At 67.9% G+C, this 12,402-nt stretch carries 12 protein-coding genes and 1 other annotated feature; of the genes, 7 read left to right on the top strand and 5 right to left on the bottom strand.

The features are described 5' to 3' along the window. The 3 genes from ABC969_RS16090 to ABC969_RS16080 form a co-directional block, all read right to left on the bottom strand. The gene (locus ABC969_RS16090) at positions 1 to 1,488 is read right to left on the bottom strand and encodes a SulP family inorganic anion transporter (protein ID WP_345866177.1); all 1,488 of its coding nucleotides are present in this window, start codon (positions 1,486 to 1,488) and stop codon (positions 1 to 3) included. A gap of 74 nt (positions 1,489 to 1,562) precedes the next feature. Then, positions 1,563 to 1,618 (bottom strand) — a sequence feature (sul1 is cis-regulatory element that is thought to sense ions involved in sulfur or methionine metabolism; They are found in Alphaproteobacteria). A gap of 105 nt (positions 1,619 to 1,723) precedes the next feature. Beyond that, positions 1,724 to 2,521 carry a DUF2189 domain-containing protein gene (locus ABC969_RS16085; protein ID WP_345866176.1) on the bottom strand — a complete coding sequence of 266 codons (798 nt, stop codon included), beginning with the start codon at positions 2,519 to 2,521 and terminating at the stop codon, positions 1,724 to 1,726. Between the two features lie 83 nt (positions 2,522 to 2,604). Beyond that, entirely contained in the window at positions 2,605 to 3,075 is a 471-nt protein-coding gene (locus ABC969_RS16080; RefSeq protein ID WP_345866175.1) for a TspO/MBR family protein, read from the bottom strand. Between the two features lie 47 nt (positions 3,076 to 3,122). Between ABC969_RS16080 and ABC969_RS16075 the strand changes: the two genes are divergently transcribed. Genes ABC969_RS16075 through ABC969_RS16060 form a run of 4 tightly spaced genes read left to right on the top strand, consistent with a single transcriptional unit; the run spans position 3,123 to position 6,902 of the window. Beyond that, positions 3,123 to 4,088 carry a magnesium chelatase ATPase subunit I gene (locus ABC969_RS16075; protein WP_345866174.1) on the top strand — a complete coding sequence of 322 codons (966 nt, stop codon included), beginning with the start codon at positions 3,123 to 3,125 and terminating at the stop codon, positions 4,086 to 4,088. Continuing rightward, positions 4,085 to 5,839, top strand: coding sequence for a magnesium chelatase subunit D (locus tag ABC969_RS16070; protein WP_345866173.1), 1,755 nt, complete (start codon positions 4,085 to 4,087; stop codon positions 5,837 to 5,839). The genes ABC969_RS16075 and ABC969_RS16070 overlap by 4 nt, the downstream gene beginning before the upstream one ends. Then, positions 5,836 to 6,714, top strand: a complete 879-nt coding sequence (gene bchO / locus ABC969_RS16065) for an alpha/beta fold hydrolase BchO (RefSeq protein WP_345866172.1) — start codon at positions 5,836 to 5,838, stop codon at positions 6,712 to 6,714. The genes ABC969_RS16070 and bchO overlap by 4 nt, the downstream gene beginning before the upstream one ends. Then, positions 6,714 to 6,902, top strand: coding sequence for a hypothetical protein (locus ABC969_RS16060; RefSeq protein ID WP_345866171.1), 189 nt, complete (start codon positions 6,714 to 6,716; stop codon positions 6,900 to 6,902). The genes bchO and ABC969_RS16060 overlap by 1 nt, the downstream gene beginning before the upstream one ends. Here the strand turns inward: ABC969_RS16060 and ABC969_RS16055 are convergent. Both ABC969_RS16055 and crtD read right to left on the bottom strand, forming a co-directional pair. Further along, on the bottom strand, positions 6,849 to 7,781 hold the full coding sequence (locus ABC969_RS16055; protein ID WP_345866170.1) for a hydratase: 933 nt from the start codon (positions 7,779 to 7,781) through the stop codon (positions 6,849 to 6,851). The genes ABC969_RS16060 and ABC969_RS16055 overlap by 54 nt on opposite strands. Beyond that, on the bottom strand, positions 7,682 to 9,235 hold the full coding sequence (gene crtD, locus ABC969_RS16050; RefSeq protein ID WP_345866169.1) for a 1-hydroxycarotenoid 3,4-desaturase CrtD: 1,554 nt from the start codon (positions 9,233 to 9,235) through the stop codon (positions 7,682 to 7,684). The genes ABC969_RS16055 and crtD overlap by 100 nt, the downstream gene beginning before the upstream one ends. Positions 9,236 to 9,287: 52 nt before the next feature. Here crtD and ABC969_RS16045 point away from each other — a divergent pair, with 52 nt between their 5' ends. The 3 genes from ABC969_RS16045 (at position 9,288) to ABC969_RS16035 (ending at position 12,402) form a co-directional block, all read left to right on the top strand. Then, positions 9,288 to 10,409 carry a methyltransferase gene (locus ABC969_RS16045; protein WP_345866168.1) on the top strand — a complete coding sequence of 374 codons (1,122 nt, stop codon included), beginning with the start codon at positions 9,288 to 9,290 and terminating at the stop codon, positions 10,407 to 10,409. Positions 10,410 to 10,495: 86 nt separating this feature from the next. Beyond that, the gene (gene bchC, locus ABC969_RS16040) at positions 10,496 to 11,422 is read left to right on the top strand and encodes a chlorophyll synthesis pathway protein BchC (protein ID WP_345866167.1); all 927 of its coding nucleotides are present in this window, start codon (positions 10,496 to 10,498) and stop codon (positions 11,420 to 11,422) included. Beyond that, a complete protein-coding gene (locus ABC969_RS16035; protein ID WP_345866166.1) occupies positions 11,419 to 12,402 on the top strand; it encodes a chlorophyllide a reductase iron protein subunit X in 984 nt (327 codons plus the stop codon). Before bchC ends, ABC969_RS16035 begins: the two co-directional genes overlap by 4 nt.

Genomic DNA, 12,402 nt, shown 5'->3' with positions numbered 1-12,402 from the left:
TCAGGTTGCCAGCGGCCCCGGCGTGCCCAGCGCAGGGGCATGCCGGTCGACCAGCACCGCGCTGGCCGCGTTGAGCCCGATCAGGTCGACCGCGATGCCGTGGCGGCGCATGCGCGACACGACATCCTCCAGCGCGCCGACCGCGGTCACGTCCCACAAATGCGCCGCCGTGAGATCGATGCGCACGTTGGCGGCGCTGTCGCGCAGGTCGAAGCGGTCGGCGAAGATCTCCGCGCTGGCGAAGAAGATCTGCCCGCTGACCGTGTAGATGCGGGTATCCGTCGCCGCCTCATAAGCGTCGCGCACATCCATCAGGCGCGTGACCTTGAAGGCGAAGAACACGCCGCTGAGCAGCACGCCGACGCAGACGCCGGCGGAAAGATCATGCGTTGCCACGGTGACGGCGACCGTCGCAAGCATCACCGCGCCCGAAACTTTGGGATGGCGCGCAAGATCCCCGAGCGACGACCAGGAGAAGGTGCTGATCGACACCATGATCATCACCGCGACCAACGCCGCGACGGGAATTTGCGCAACCCATGGCCTGAGCGGCACCATCACCACCAGCAGGAACACGCCGGCGACCAGGGTCGAGAGGCGACCACGCCCGCCATAGCGCACATTGCCCACCGTCTGGCCGACCATGCCGCAGCCGGCGATCCCGCCGAACAGCCCGGCGGCGATGTTGGCGAGGCCCAGCCCGGTGCATTCGCGCGCCTGGGAACTGGTCGTTTCGGTCAGATCGTCGACGACGCGCGCGGTCATCATCGATTCGAGCAGCCCGACCGCCGCCATGGCCAGCGCATAGGGCGCGATGATGCGCAGCGTCTCCCACGCCAGCGCGACGCCGGGCAGCGCAAAGCTGGGCAGGCTGGCAGGGAGGCGGCCGAGATCGGCAATCGTGTGAACCGGCATGGGGAAGGCGATGCTCACCGCGGTCAGCACCAGGATGCAGATCAGGGGTGAGGGGATTGCCGTCGTCAGTCTCGGCAGCAGATAGATGATCGCCAGTCCGCCGGCGATCATGGCGTAGGTGTGCCACGTCACGCCGATCATTTGCGGCACCTGCGCCGAGAAGATCAGGATGGCCAGCGCATTGACGAAGCCGGTGCGCACCGAGCGGGAGACAAAGCGCATCAATATATCGAGCTTGAGCAACCCGAAGATGATCTGGAACACCCCTGCGAGGATCGTGGCCGCGAGCAGATAGGACAGGCCATGGCTGTGGACCAAAGCGGCGGCGACCAAAGCGACCGATCCGGCCGCGCCTGAAATCATCGCCGGGCGACCACCGGCAAAGGCGATGACGATGCCGATGACGAACGAGGCGAACAGGCCGACCTCGGGGTCGATCCCGGCAACCACCGAAAAGGCGATGACTTCGGGGATGAGAGCGAACGTGCCGACCATGCCGGCGAGAATGTCGCGGCGCGCGGCGCCGACGCTGCTGAACCATTCGTGCGTGTAGCGCGAGAGTGTGGGAGTCATGATGATGATGGTATCCGCAGATGTCGCTGCAATGCCGGCGCCAGGGCATGGCGGTAGTAGGGCAAGGCGACGTGCGTTGTCCGGCGGATCGGCGGCCGGAAGAGCCACCCGGAATTGCACCGGGTCCAGGCGAATGCGGGCCCCCTAACGCGTCGCGCGCCAGCGCACAAGGGCGTGGCGGCGCGACCGCTGGCGCTATCGAGCGATCATGGGTCCGCCGGTCGCAAACGTTCGGTCAGTCCGGGCGCACGACGAGCCGGGTGTACAAATGCCATGTCGCATATCCGAGCCATGGCAGCACCACGGCCAAGCCGATCGCCAGCGGCAGAAGGCCGAGAAAGAGCAGCCCGGCGACGCGCAAACCCCAGCCGAATACCTCGCGCGGATTTTTTCGCGCTGCCGCCAGCGAGGTTCGCACCGCGAGTCCGGCATCGACCGGTCGATCGACCACCATCGGAAATGAGACGAGCGCAAAGACCAAAGTCGCGATTGCGAATGGCGCACCGGCGAGATTGCCGAGGATGATCAGCGTCCAGCCGGCTTCGGTGGTAAACAAGCGACCGAACACGTCGCCGATGCGCAGTGGCTGGTCCGCCCCGAACGTCAGATCATAGATGGCATAAGCGGTGACCAGCCAGCCGACCATTAACGCGGCCAACCCAGCGGTCAGCATCGCCAGCGGCAGGCGGCTGCGGCCGTTGAGCGGATCGAGGAAATGCCACCAACTCGAGTCGCGGTTCTCTTCACGGCGGCGCGCCAGTTCGTAGAAACCGGAAGCAGCGGCGGGGCCGAGGATCGACAGCCCGGCGACCAAGGGAAAGAATAGCGGCAGCAGGGGATCGTTGAACGTAACGACGGCGGCAACCAGGCAGATGACGGGATAGAGCAAGCCAATAACAATCAGATCGCCGCGCTTGGCCAGGAAATCCTTCCATCCTTCCGCGAGCGCCCAGTTCAGGTCGCTGACCGTGATCTTGCGGACTTCCGTAAGCTCGCTCGCTGGAAAGGCGGCGGTGTGCTGCAGCGTGGCCATGATTACTCTCCGATTATTGTCTCGCCATGTTTCTTGTGATGTCGCCGCATCATACGCCGATCTTGCCGTGCGGCCAAATGATCTTAGGTAAACGGACGATTGAGCCGCACGATCGCACTATTGAGCCACGCGGCAAAGCTGACCCATAACAGGTAGGGCAGGATCAACAGGCTGGCGCTGTGCGAGATCGGCCATAAGCCAAGCACCAGCGCGACCAGCGAGGCCCACAGAAACACCACCTCGATCAGCGCCCAATCGGGCCGCCGCGCGCGGAAGAACAGCGGGCTCCACAACAGATGGAATAATGCGTTGACCGCGAACAGGATGATCACGCGCGTGCGCGTCGCATCATCAGTGGCGGCGTTCCACGCGATCACCGCGGACCAGGCGGCAAGCCCCAGGATGATTGTCCAGGCCGGGCCGAACAGCCAGTTGGGCGGCTGCAGCCGCGGCTTGCGGAGATCGCGATACCACGGCCCGATCGGCGTCATCAGCCCGCCGACCACGCCCAGCAGCACGGCCCCGCCTGCGGCAACGGCAATCGGTATCCACATTGCATTGTCCATCTTGCCCAGTGTCCAGTGCGTGTTACACATTGGTGGTGCGTGTGTCCTTCCCCTTTTCCGCGATCGTCGGCCAGGACGACATGAAACGCGCGTTGCTGATCGCCGCAGTTGATGCGCGGATCGGCGGGGTGATGGTGTTCGGCGATCGCGGCACAGGCAAATCGACCGCCGTGCGCGCGCTTGCCGCGTTGTTGCCGAGCATCTCCGCAACAGACGCGGGCTATCAGGACGGCACGCCGCGCAAAGGCAAAGTGCCCGTGCCGTTCGTGGATCTGCCGTTGGGCGCGACGGAAGACCGCGTCGTTGGCGCGCTTGATCTGGAGCGCGCCTTGGGGGCAGGGGTCAAGGCGTTCGAACCGGGGCTTCTCGCGCGCGCCAATGGCGGTTTCCTCTATATCGACGAGGTCAATCTGCTCGAGGACCATATCGTCGATTTGCTCCTTGATGTCGCCGCATCGGGCGAGAATGTGGTCGAACGCGAAGGGCTTAGCGTGCGTCATCCGGCGCGCTTCGTGCTCATCGGCAGCGGCAATCCGGAAGAAGGCGAACTGCGCCCGCAATTGCTCGATCGCTTCGGCCTGTCGGTCGAGGTGCGCACGCCCCAGGAGCTTGCGCAGCGGGTGGAAATCCTCAAGCGGTGTGATGCGTTCGAACGTGAGCCGGACGCGTTTGGCGCGGTTTGGGCACGACATGAGCGCCGCACGCTCAAGACAATCGCGCGCGGCCGCGCGGCCTTGGCGGATGTCGAGTTGCCGGAGGCGGTACTGATCTTCGCCTCGCGGTTGTGCATCGCGGTCGGCGCGGACGGGCTCCGCGGCGAATTGACGCTGATGCGCGCCGCGCGCGCGCTGGCCGCACTCGACGGGGCGGCGGTGGTGACACAGCAGCATATCGCGACGGTGGCGCCGATGGCGCTGCGCCACCGCCTGCGCCGCAACGTGCTCGACGAGACGGGCTCGACCGTCCGTATCGAGCGGGCGCTGGAAGAGCTGGCGGCATGACACCGGCGGGCGACGAGCCGCCCGATCCCTTGGGCGACGCGCTGACCGCGGCGCGCCTCTGCGCCGTCGACCCGGCCCTGGGCGGGATGATCCTGCGCGGCGGCGGCGAACTGCGTGACTCCGTCATCGCGGCGCTGCGGGGCGCAATGCGTGGCGCCGCGCCGCTGCGCCGCATGCCGGCGCATATCGATGACGAGCGGCTACTCGGTGGGATCGATCTGACCGCCACGCTGGCGCGCGGCAGCGCCGTGTCCCGCACGGGACTGCTGGCCGAGGCGAATGCCGGCGTCGTGGTGGTGCCGATGGCCGAGCGCTTGTCCGATGCCGTCGCGGGGCGGCTGGCGGCGGTAATCGATAGCGGCGCGGTTTTGGTCGAGCGGGATGGGATGACGCTGCGGAGTGAGGCGCGCTTCGTCACCGTGGCGTTGGACGACGGGATCGAGCCCGACGAGCGCGCGCCCGCCGCGCTGGCGGAGCGACTGGCCTTCTGGCTTGATCTTACCGACTGCCATCATTCCGGACTCGATCCGCAATCACACGCTCCCCAAGCGCCAACGGGGACGGAAGAAGGGGCGCACGCGGACCCTATCCCGGATGACGCGGCGGTGGCGCGTGCCTTGGTCGCTACTGCGGCGGTGCTGGGCGTCGGTTCGGCGCGGGCATCGCTGTTTGCCCTGCGCGCGGCGCGGGCGGCGGCGCGGCTGGCGGGGCGCGACGTGGTGATCGATGCGGATATCGTGCTGGCGGCACGGCTGGTGCTGGCCCCGCGCGCGACGCGCGTGCCCGCCACCGAGGAAGCGCCCGCCGAGCAGCAGCCGCCGCCGCCGCCGCCCGAGGGCGACGCTGGTGAGGAAGAACGCGGCGAGCCCGGGCCGATCGACGATATCGTATTGGCGGCGGCGTTGGCGGCCTTGCCCAGGGATCTGCTCGCCAAGATCGCCTCCGGGGGTGCCGGACGCCGCCGCGCCAGCAACACGCAGGGCGCGGGCGAGCGGCGCAAATCCGGCGCGCGCGGTCGGCCGCAGGGCGCGCGCGCAGGGCTGCCGGGCGGGGGGCGGCGGCTGAGCCTGATCGATACGCTGCGCGCCGCGGCGCCGTGGCAGCGGCTGCGCAACGTCGGGGATCTGGGCGCGGCCGGGCGTGTGGCGGTGCGGCGCGACGATCTGCGCATCCGCCGGTTCGAAACGCGCGCGGAAGCGGTGACGATCTTCGCCGTCGATGCCTCGGGCTCGTCGGCTTTGGCACGGCTGGCCGAGGCGAAAGGTGCGGTCGAGCTGTTGCTCGGCGAGGCCTACGTAAAGCGCGCGCAAGTGGCCCTGATCGCGTTTCGCGGCACCACCGCCGAGGTGCTGCTGCCCCCGACGCGCTCGCTGGTGCGTGCACGGCGATCGCTCGCCGAACTGCCCGGCGGCGGCGGCACGCCGCTCGCGGCGGGCCTGCGCGCGGCGTATGATCTGGCGGAGGCGGCACGATCGCGGGGGCGCACGCCGTTTCTCGTCGTGCTGACTGATGGCCGCGCCAATATCGCCGCCGATGGCAGCGCGGTGCGCGCTACGGCAACCGCCGATGCCACCGCTGCGGCCAAGGTGATCGGCGCGGCGGGGATCGCCGCCGCGTTCCTCGATATTTCCGCGCGGCCGGGGCCCGAAGGCGCCGCGCTGGCCGCGGCGATGCGCGCACGCTATCTGCCGCTGCCGCGCGCCGATGCCGCCAGGATGCACGCCGCGGTGCGCGCGGTGCAGCCGGCATGAGCGCGCCGCACTGGTCGGTCGAGGGGCGTGATTGGCCGCATCGCGCCGCCAGCCGCTTCGTCGCCGCCGGGCGGCTGCGCTGGCATGTCCAGCTGTTCGGCGCGGCAGACGCGCCCGTTTTGTTGCTGCTCCACGGCACCGGCGCGGCGACGCACAGCTGGCGCGCGCTGGCGCCACTGCTCGCCACGCAGTTTCGCGTCGTGGCGCTCGATCTGCCCGGCCATGGCTTTACTGGCGGTCGCCCGGTGGGCGGCCTGTCAATGCCGGCCATGGCGCGGGCGGTGGCCGATCTGCTGCGCACGCTTGAGCTTGCGCCGGCGGTGATCGTCGGCCATTCCGCCGGCGCGGCGATTGCCGCGCGCATGGCGATCGACGGGCTGGCCAATCCACGCGCGCTGGTCGGGCTGAGCGCCGCGCTGCTCCCTTTCCCGGGGCTGGCTGCTAAGCTGTTCCCCACGCTGGCGCGCGCCTTGTTCGTCAACCCGCTGGCGCCGCATCTGTTCGCACGGATGGCGCGCACCCCCGGCGAAACCGCGCGCTTCCTGCAGCGCAGCACGGGGTCGCGGATCGATGCCGCAGGCGTGCGCTGCTACGAACGGCTGTTCGCCACCGCTGGGCATTGCGCCGGCGCGATCGGAATGATGGCGGCTTGGGACCTTTCCGCCCTGCGGCGCGATCTCTCGCGGCTGCAGACGCCGATGCTGCTGGTGCATGGCGCGGCGGATGCGGCGATCCCGCTGGCCAGCGCGCGTGCCGCGGCGGCACTCGTTGGCAACGGCCGGCTGGAGACGATCGCCGCGCTGGGGCATCTGGCGCATGAGGAACGCCCCGCGCCGATCGCCACGATGATCCACGACTTTGTGAGGGAACGCTGATGCGCGATTATTTCAGCCTGTTCGATCTGGCCATTGCCGGCGTGCCGGTCGTCCTGTTCTGCCTGTGGCAGTTGGTGTCGGTCAATCGCGAGATCGCGAAGGACAAGAAAGCGGCCAAGACAGCAGAAAGCGCGTCACCACAACGCGCGCGGCATCCGGTAGGGGAGCATCGACTGGACGATCGGTGAGCGGAAACGCCCCAGCGCTAGGCTTTCGTGCACCGCGCGGACGTCCTCGCCGAACAGGCGCGTCGACAGCGCCGAGCGCGCGTAGAACGGCGCGTCGATCCATGTCTTGATCACGCGGGGATCGTATCCCGCATCGGCACGGGTCGCGCGCTTGACCAGCCAGCCGGTGCGCGGCAACGCCGCGGCGGCGGGCTGGACGACATCGTGCCAGCGCCCCTGCGCATCGAACTTGAGCGCGAGATCGAACGGCGTGCCATCGCGCCGTCGCCCCTCATACAGCACCGCGACATCGTTTTTCAGATGCGCGCGCGACCAATGCCAATCATCGAACCCGTCCTCCAGCGGCTCATCGCCGAAGTTGGAATCGAAATAGCCCGGCCCCGACCAGCGCAGGTCCGGATGCGTCATCTCGACCTCGACCAGCGCGCGCGGCGCCACCGGATGCCAGCGGTGCCGCCCCAGGGGATCGAGCGCGAACGCGGTGGTGCCGATCATCCCGGGCCGCACGCGCACTGTGCCGCGCACTCTATAGGGCAGGGGTGCGGAGATCTCCGCAATATCGATCACCATCGTATCGCCGTCCCAGCGCATCGCGCTGGGGCCGACGGCGAAATAATCCGCATCGCGGTGCACGCGGTGCGCGGGGCGCTCGGTCATCGCCCAGGCGCTGCCGCGCGGGCCGGTCAGCGCTATGTTGATCGCGCAATGGTTGTCGGGGCGCCTGCGCCCGCTGAGCTTGTAATAAGGCGAGAACACGCTGCCGACAAAGGCGATGATGGTCAGGCCGTGGGCGCCGTCTTCGCTGGTCGCGTCGATATACCACCAGGCATAGCCGCCGGGATCGACACGGACATCGAAGCGCGGTCCTTGAGCAGGCATTCGACGGCTAGTTGGCCGGAAAGCGCCGCCATCGGGACGCCCGCGCCGGGGTGCGTGCTCCCGCCCGCGCAATAAAGCCCAGCGATCCGTGTCCGGCTGCCCTGCCGGCGGAAGGAGGCCGCCCACCCGTGCGAGGCCGGTCCATAAAGGGCTCCACCCGTCGACGGACACAGGGTGTCGAAGTCGCTCGGTGTCGTCAGCACCGTCGAGGGCGCCAGATCGAGCGAAAGCCCCGCCCGCGAAACGCCGTCCAGCATCCGTTCCGTGCATGTCTCGATCTCCTGTGGCGTGAATGCGGCGCTGTCGCCGGTGGCGGGGGCGTTGACGATGACTTGGATGCGCTCTGCGCCCGGCGGGGGCGCGGCTGCATCGGCGCGGTCCTGCGCGCAGACATAGATGCTGGGCGCGTCCGCGAGCCGCCCGGCGGCGAGCGCGGCAAATTCCGCCGGGTAATCGTCGGAGAAAAACACGTTGTGCCGTGCGAGCGGGAAGCCGGATATGGTGGCCTGCCCGGTCCACACCATCGCGCTGAGCGAGCGGCGGGCGCGGGGCGTCGCGGTGACCGCGTGGCGCACCGCGGCGCCGAAGCGGCCAGCGGCGAGCGCGGCGGGGTCGGCGTTGCAGATGATCGTGCTTGCGGGGATGTGCTCGCCGCTGGCCAGCATCACGCCAGCGGCGCGGCCGCGTGCCACCAGGATCTCGTGCACTGGCGAGGCGTAACGATAGCGTGCGCCTTGTTGCCGGCCCAGCGCCTCGAGTGCGCCGGCCAGTCGATGCATCCCGCCTTCAATCAGCCACACGCCGCGTGCCTCGACATGCGCGATCAGCATCAGCGTAGCCGGGCAGGCGAAGGGCGATGAGCCGGCATAAGTGGCATAACGGCCGAATAACTGACGCAGCCGGGGGTCGGCGAAATAGTCGCCCAACGTGCGCCACAGCGCGGTGTAAGGCCGGAGCGTACAATAATCGGCGAAGCCGCGCGCGCCCATGCGCCAGCCAAGCGTGAGCGGATCAGGCTTGGATTGGCGTAGCAACGGCGCGTCGAGCGCGTCGTATAATCGCTGCGCTTCGGCGCAGAACGCGCGGTAGCCCTGCGCCGCGCGCGCGCCGGCAAAGTCGCCGATCGCGGCCTCGCTGGCCACACGATCGGCGAACAGATCGAGCCGCGCATCGCCCCAGGCGTGACGCGCCAGCGTGCGCGCAGGGCGCATCGTCAGATGGCGATCGAGGCTGTCACCGCAGGCCGCAAAGATGTCTTCGAATATGTGGCGCAGCGTGAAGACGGTGGGGCCGGCGTCGATTGCGGCGCCCTCGGCGGTGAGCGTGCGCAGCTTGCCGCCGGGCGTCGCTTGCGCCTCGACCACCGTCACCGCGTGGCCACGCGCAGCCAGCAGCGCGGCGCTGACCAGTCCGCCGACCCCCGCTCCGATCACCACCACGTTCTCGCTCGCCATCGGCATTCCTCCGATTGACGCGATGCTAACACGTGTCCACAAATGTGGACACATGAATCCGGCTATTTTGAAATATTGGGGATTGCGGGGTCGATGGATCGGCTGGCGCAACCATGTGCTGGCGTCACCACGGTTCCAGCGTTTCGCGCAGCGCTGCTGGTTGACGCGCCCGATCGCGCGCCGTCGGGCGACGGCGCTGTTCGATCTGGTGGCCGGTTTTAGCTATTCGCAGATCCTGGCGGCATGCGTGGAAAGCGGCGTGTTGCGGTTGCTGGCCGAGCGGCCACACGCCAGCGCCGAGCTTGCCGTGCGGATCGATGTGCCGCTGGCGGGTGCCGAGCGGCTGTTGCGCGCGGCTGCGGCGCTCGGGCTGGTCGAGCCGCTGGGGGCGGGCTGGGCGCTGGGCAGCGCGGGTGCGGCGCTGCTCGGCAATGGCGGGATCAGTGAGATGATCGCGCATCATCATCTGCTCTATGCCGATCTCGCCGATCCGCTTGGCCTGTTGCGGCGCGGCGGGGGTGGAGGCGCGCTGTCAGGGCTGTGGCATTATGCCGAGTCGGCGGGGCAAAGCGGGTCGGATGTCGCTGCTTATTCGGCGCTGATGGCGGCGTCGCAACCGCTGGTCGCGGGGCAGGCGATCGATGCGTATCGCTTTGATCGGCATCGGCGGCTGCTCGATGTCGGAGGAGGCGAAGGGGCGTTTCTGCGAGCAGTGGCCGCGCGCGTGCCGTGTTTGCAACTGGGGTTGTTCGATCTGCCCCCGGTCATCGCGCGCGCGCGCGCGCGCTTCGAGTCGATGGGGCTGGCGGACCGCACCACGTTTGTGGGCGGCGATTTTCTGCGAGATCCGTTGCCTGAGGGGTATGACATCGTCTCGTTGGTGCGCGTGCTGCATGATCATGATGACACGCTGGCGCTGGCGTTGCTACGCGCCATCCACGCGGCGCTCCCGTCCGGCGGCGTGCTGATCATCATCGAACCGATGGCGCAGGCGCCGGGCGCGGTGCGCGTCGGCGATGCCTATTTCGGCTTCTATCTGCTTGCCATGGGGTCAGGACGGCCGCGCAGCGCGAGCGAGATCCGCGCCATGCTGATAGCGGCGGGCTTCCGCTCAGCGCGGCAGCGCCGGACCGCGATGCCGATCACCACCAGTCTGGTTGTCGCAATTAAATGAACTGTCCAATCTAGTTGACAATAGGTAATGTCTAGATCACTCTACAGCTTATGAGGTTCATATAGAACCCGCGAGGAGACGATCTTATGGACGCAGTGGCGGTCATTCTGGAAGCACCGGAACGGCTGGCATTGCGCGCCTTGGCGCTCACTGCGATGGCCCCGGCGGACGTCTGCGTTGAGATCGACTGGAGCGGGATCAGCTCGGGCACCGAGAAATTGCTGTGGACCGGGCGCATGCCCGATTTCCCCGGCATGGGCTATCCGCTCGTCCCCGGATACGAATCGGTCGGGCGCATCGTGGACGCCGGCGTCGGTGCGCGCGGGCGGATTGGCGAGTGGGTGTTCGTGCCGGGGGCCAATTGTTACGAACAGGCGCGCGGGCTGTTCGGTGGCACCGCGCGGCGGGTCGTGCTGCCCGCGGCACGCGCTATTCCGATCCGCGAGTCGCTCGGTGCTGACGGGATCCTGCTGGCGCTGGCGGCGACGGCGCACCACGCCATTGCCGTAGGCGGCGTGCCGGAACTGGTGATCGGGCATGGTATTCTCGGCAGCCTGATCGCGCGCATCGCCGTGGCGTGTGGCGGCGATGCGCCGTTGGTTTGGGAAACCAACCCGCAGCGTCGCGCGGCGCTTGGTTATGACGTGGTCGATCCAACCGATGACAGCCGGCGCGATTATGCTTCGATATGCGATGCCAGCGGCGCGACGGACGTGCTCGATCTGGCCATCGGCCGGCTCGCTAAGGGCGGCGAGATCGTGCTGGCCGGGTTTTACGATCGCCTGTCGTTCGCCTTTCCGGCGGCGTTCATGCGGGAAGCAAAGCTGCGCATCGCTGCCGAATTCACCTCGGCCGATATTGCCGCGACGCTGGCGCTGATCGATACCGGGCTGCTCGAGCTCGACGGGCTGATCAGCCATGCCCGCCCCGCGTCGCAGGCGCTGGACGCATATCCGCAGGCCTTTACCGACCCCGAATGCCGCAAGATGGTGCTCGATTGGAGAGCGATATGAGCATGTTCGATCCGGCGCGGCTGCGCGACGAGGCGGCGCACGAGCCCGATCCGGTGCATACCGGCCCGATCACCAAGGAAACCCAGATCATCGCGATCTATGGCAAAGGTGGCTCGGGCAAGTCGTTCGCGCTGGCCAATCTCAGCTACATGATGGCGCAGCAGGGCAAGCGCGTGCTGCTGATCGGCTGCGACCCCAAGAGCGATACGACCAGCCTGCTGTTCGGCGGCAAATCGACCCCCACGATCATCGAGACAAGCTCGCGCAAGAAGCTGGCGGGCGAAGAGATTGGCATCGAGGATGTGTGCTTCCAGCGGGACGGCGTGTTCGCGATGGAACTGGGCGGGCCCGAGGTCGGGCGCGGTTGCGGCGGGCGCGGCATCATCCACGGGTTCGAGACGCTCGAGAAATTGGGCTTCCACGAATGGGGCTTCGATTACGTTCTGCTTGATTTCCTGGGCGATGTGGTGTGCGGCGGCTTTGGTCTGCCGATCGCGCGCGACATGTGCCAGAAGGTCATCGTCGTCGCCTCGAACGATCTGCAATCGCTCTACGTTGCGAACAACGTGTGCAAGGCGGTCGAATATTTCCGCAAGATGGGCGGCAATGTCGGCGTCGCCGGCATGATCCTCAACAAGGACGACGGCACCGGCGAGGCGAACGCGTTTGCCGCGGCGGTCGGCATCCCGGTGCTCACCGCAATCCCGGCCAACGAGGATATTCGCAAGAAGAGCGCCAATTACCAGATTATCGGCAAGCCTGGCGGGCAATGGGCATCGCTGTTCGAGCAACTCGCCGAGAATGTCGCGAGTGCGCCGCCGCTGCGGCCGACGCCGCTGGATCAGGATGGGCTGCTCGGGCTGTTCTCGGCGGATGTGACGGGCGCCGATTATACGCTGAAGCCGGCGAACCAGGCGGATATGCGCGGCGTGGCCTATGTGCCCAAGCCGACGCTCGAAGTCGTGTACGACGCGGTCTGA

Origin of the sequence: Sphingomonas qilianensis (assembly GCF_039614825.1) — a bacterium.
GTDB classification, from domain to species: domain Bacteria; phylum Pseudomonadota; class Alphaproteobacteria; order Sphingomonadales; family Sphingomonadaceae; genus Sphingomonas; species Sphingomonas qilianensis.
This window is presented reverse-complemented; position numbering and strand designations above follow the sequence as displayed.

Excerpts from the sequence above, each read along its gene's own strand:
- ABC969_RS16090 (WP_345866177.1), bottom strand. The coding sequence starts at position 1,488 with ATGACTCCCACACTCTCGCGCTACACGCACGAATGGTTCAGCAGCGTC.
- ABC969_RS16085 (WP_345866176.1), bottom strand. The coding sequence starts at position 2,521 with ATGGCCACGCTGCAGCACACCGCCGCCTTTCCAGCGAGCGAGCTTACG.
- ABC969_RS16080 (WP_345866175.1), bottom strand. The coding sequence starts at position 3,075 with ATGTGGATACCGATTGCCGTTGCCGCAGGCGGGGCCGTGCTGCTGGGC.
- ABC969_RS16070 (WP_345866173.1), top strand. The coding sequence starts at position 4,085 with ATGACACCGGCGGGCGACGAGCCGCCCGATCCCTTGGGCGACGCGCTG.
- bchO (WP_345866172.1), top strand. The coding sequence starts at position 5,836 with ATGAGCGCGCCGCACTGGTCGGTCGAGGGGCGTGATTGGCCGCATCGC.
- ABC969_RS16060 (WP_345866171.1), top strand. The coding sequence starts at position 6,714 with ATGCGCGATTATTTCAGCCTGTTCGATCTGGCCATTGCCGGCGTGCCG.
- ABC969_RS16055 (WP_345866170.1), bottom strand. The coding sequence starts at position 7,781 with ATGCCTGCTCAAGGACCGCGCTTCGATGTCCGTGTCGATCCCGGCGGC.
- crtD (WP_345866169.1), bottom strand. The coding sequence starts at position 9,235 with ATGGCGAGCGAGAACGTGGTGGTGATCGGAGCGGGGGTCGGCGGACTG.
- ABC969_RS16045 (WP_345866168.1), top strand. The coding sequence starts at position 9,288 with ATGAATCCGGCTATTTTGAAATATTGGGGATTGCGGGGTCGATGGATC.
- bchC (WP_345866167.1), top strand. The coding sequence starts at position 10,496 with ATGGACGCAGTGGCGGTCATTCTGGAAGCACCGGAACGGCTGGCATTG.
- ABC969_RS16035 (WP_345866166.1), top strand. The coding sequence starts at position 11,419 with ATGAGCATGTTCGATCCGGCGCGGCTGCGCGACGAGGCGGCGCACGAG.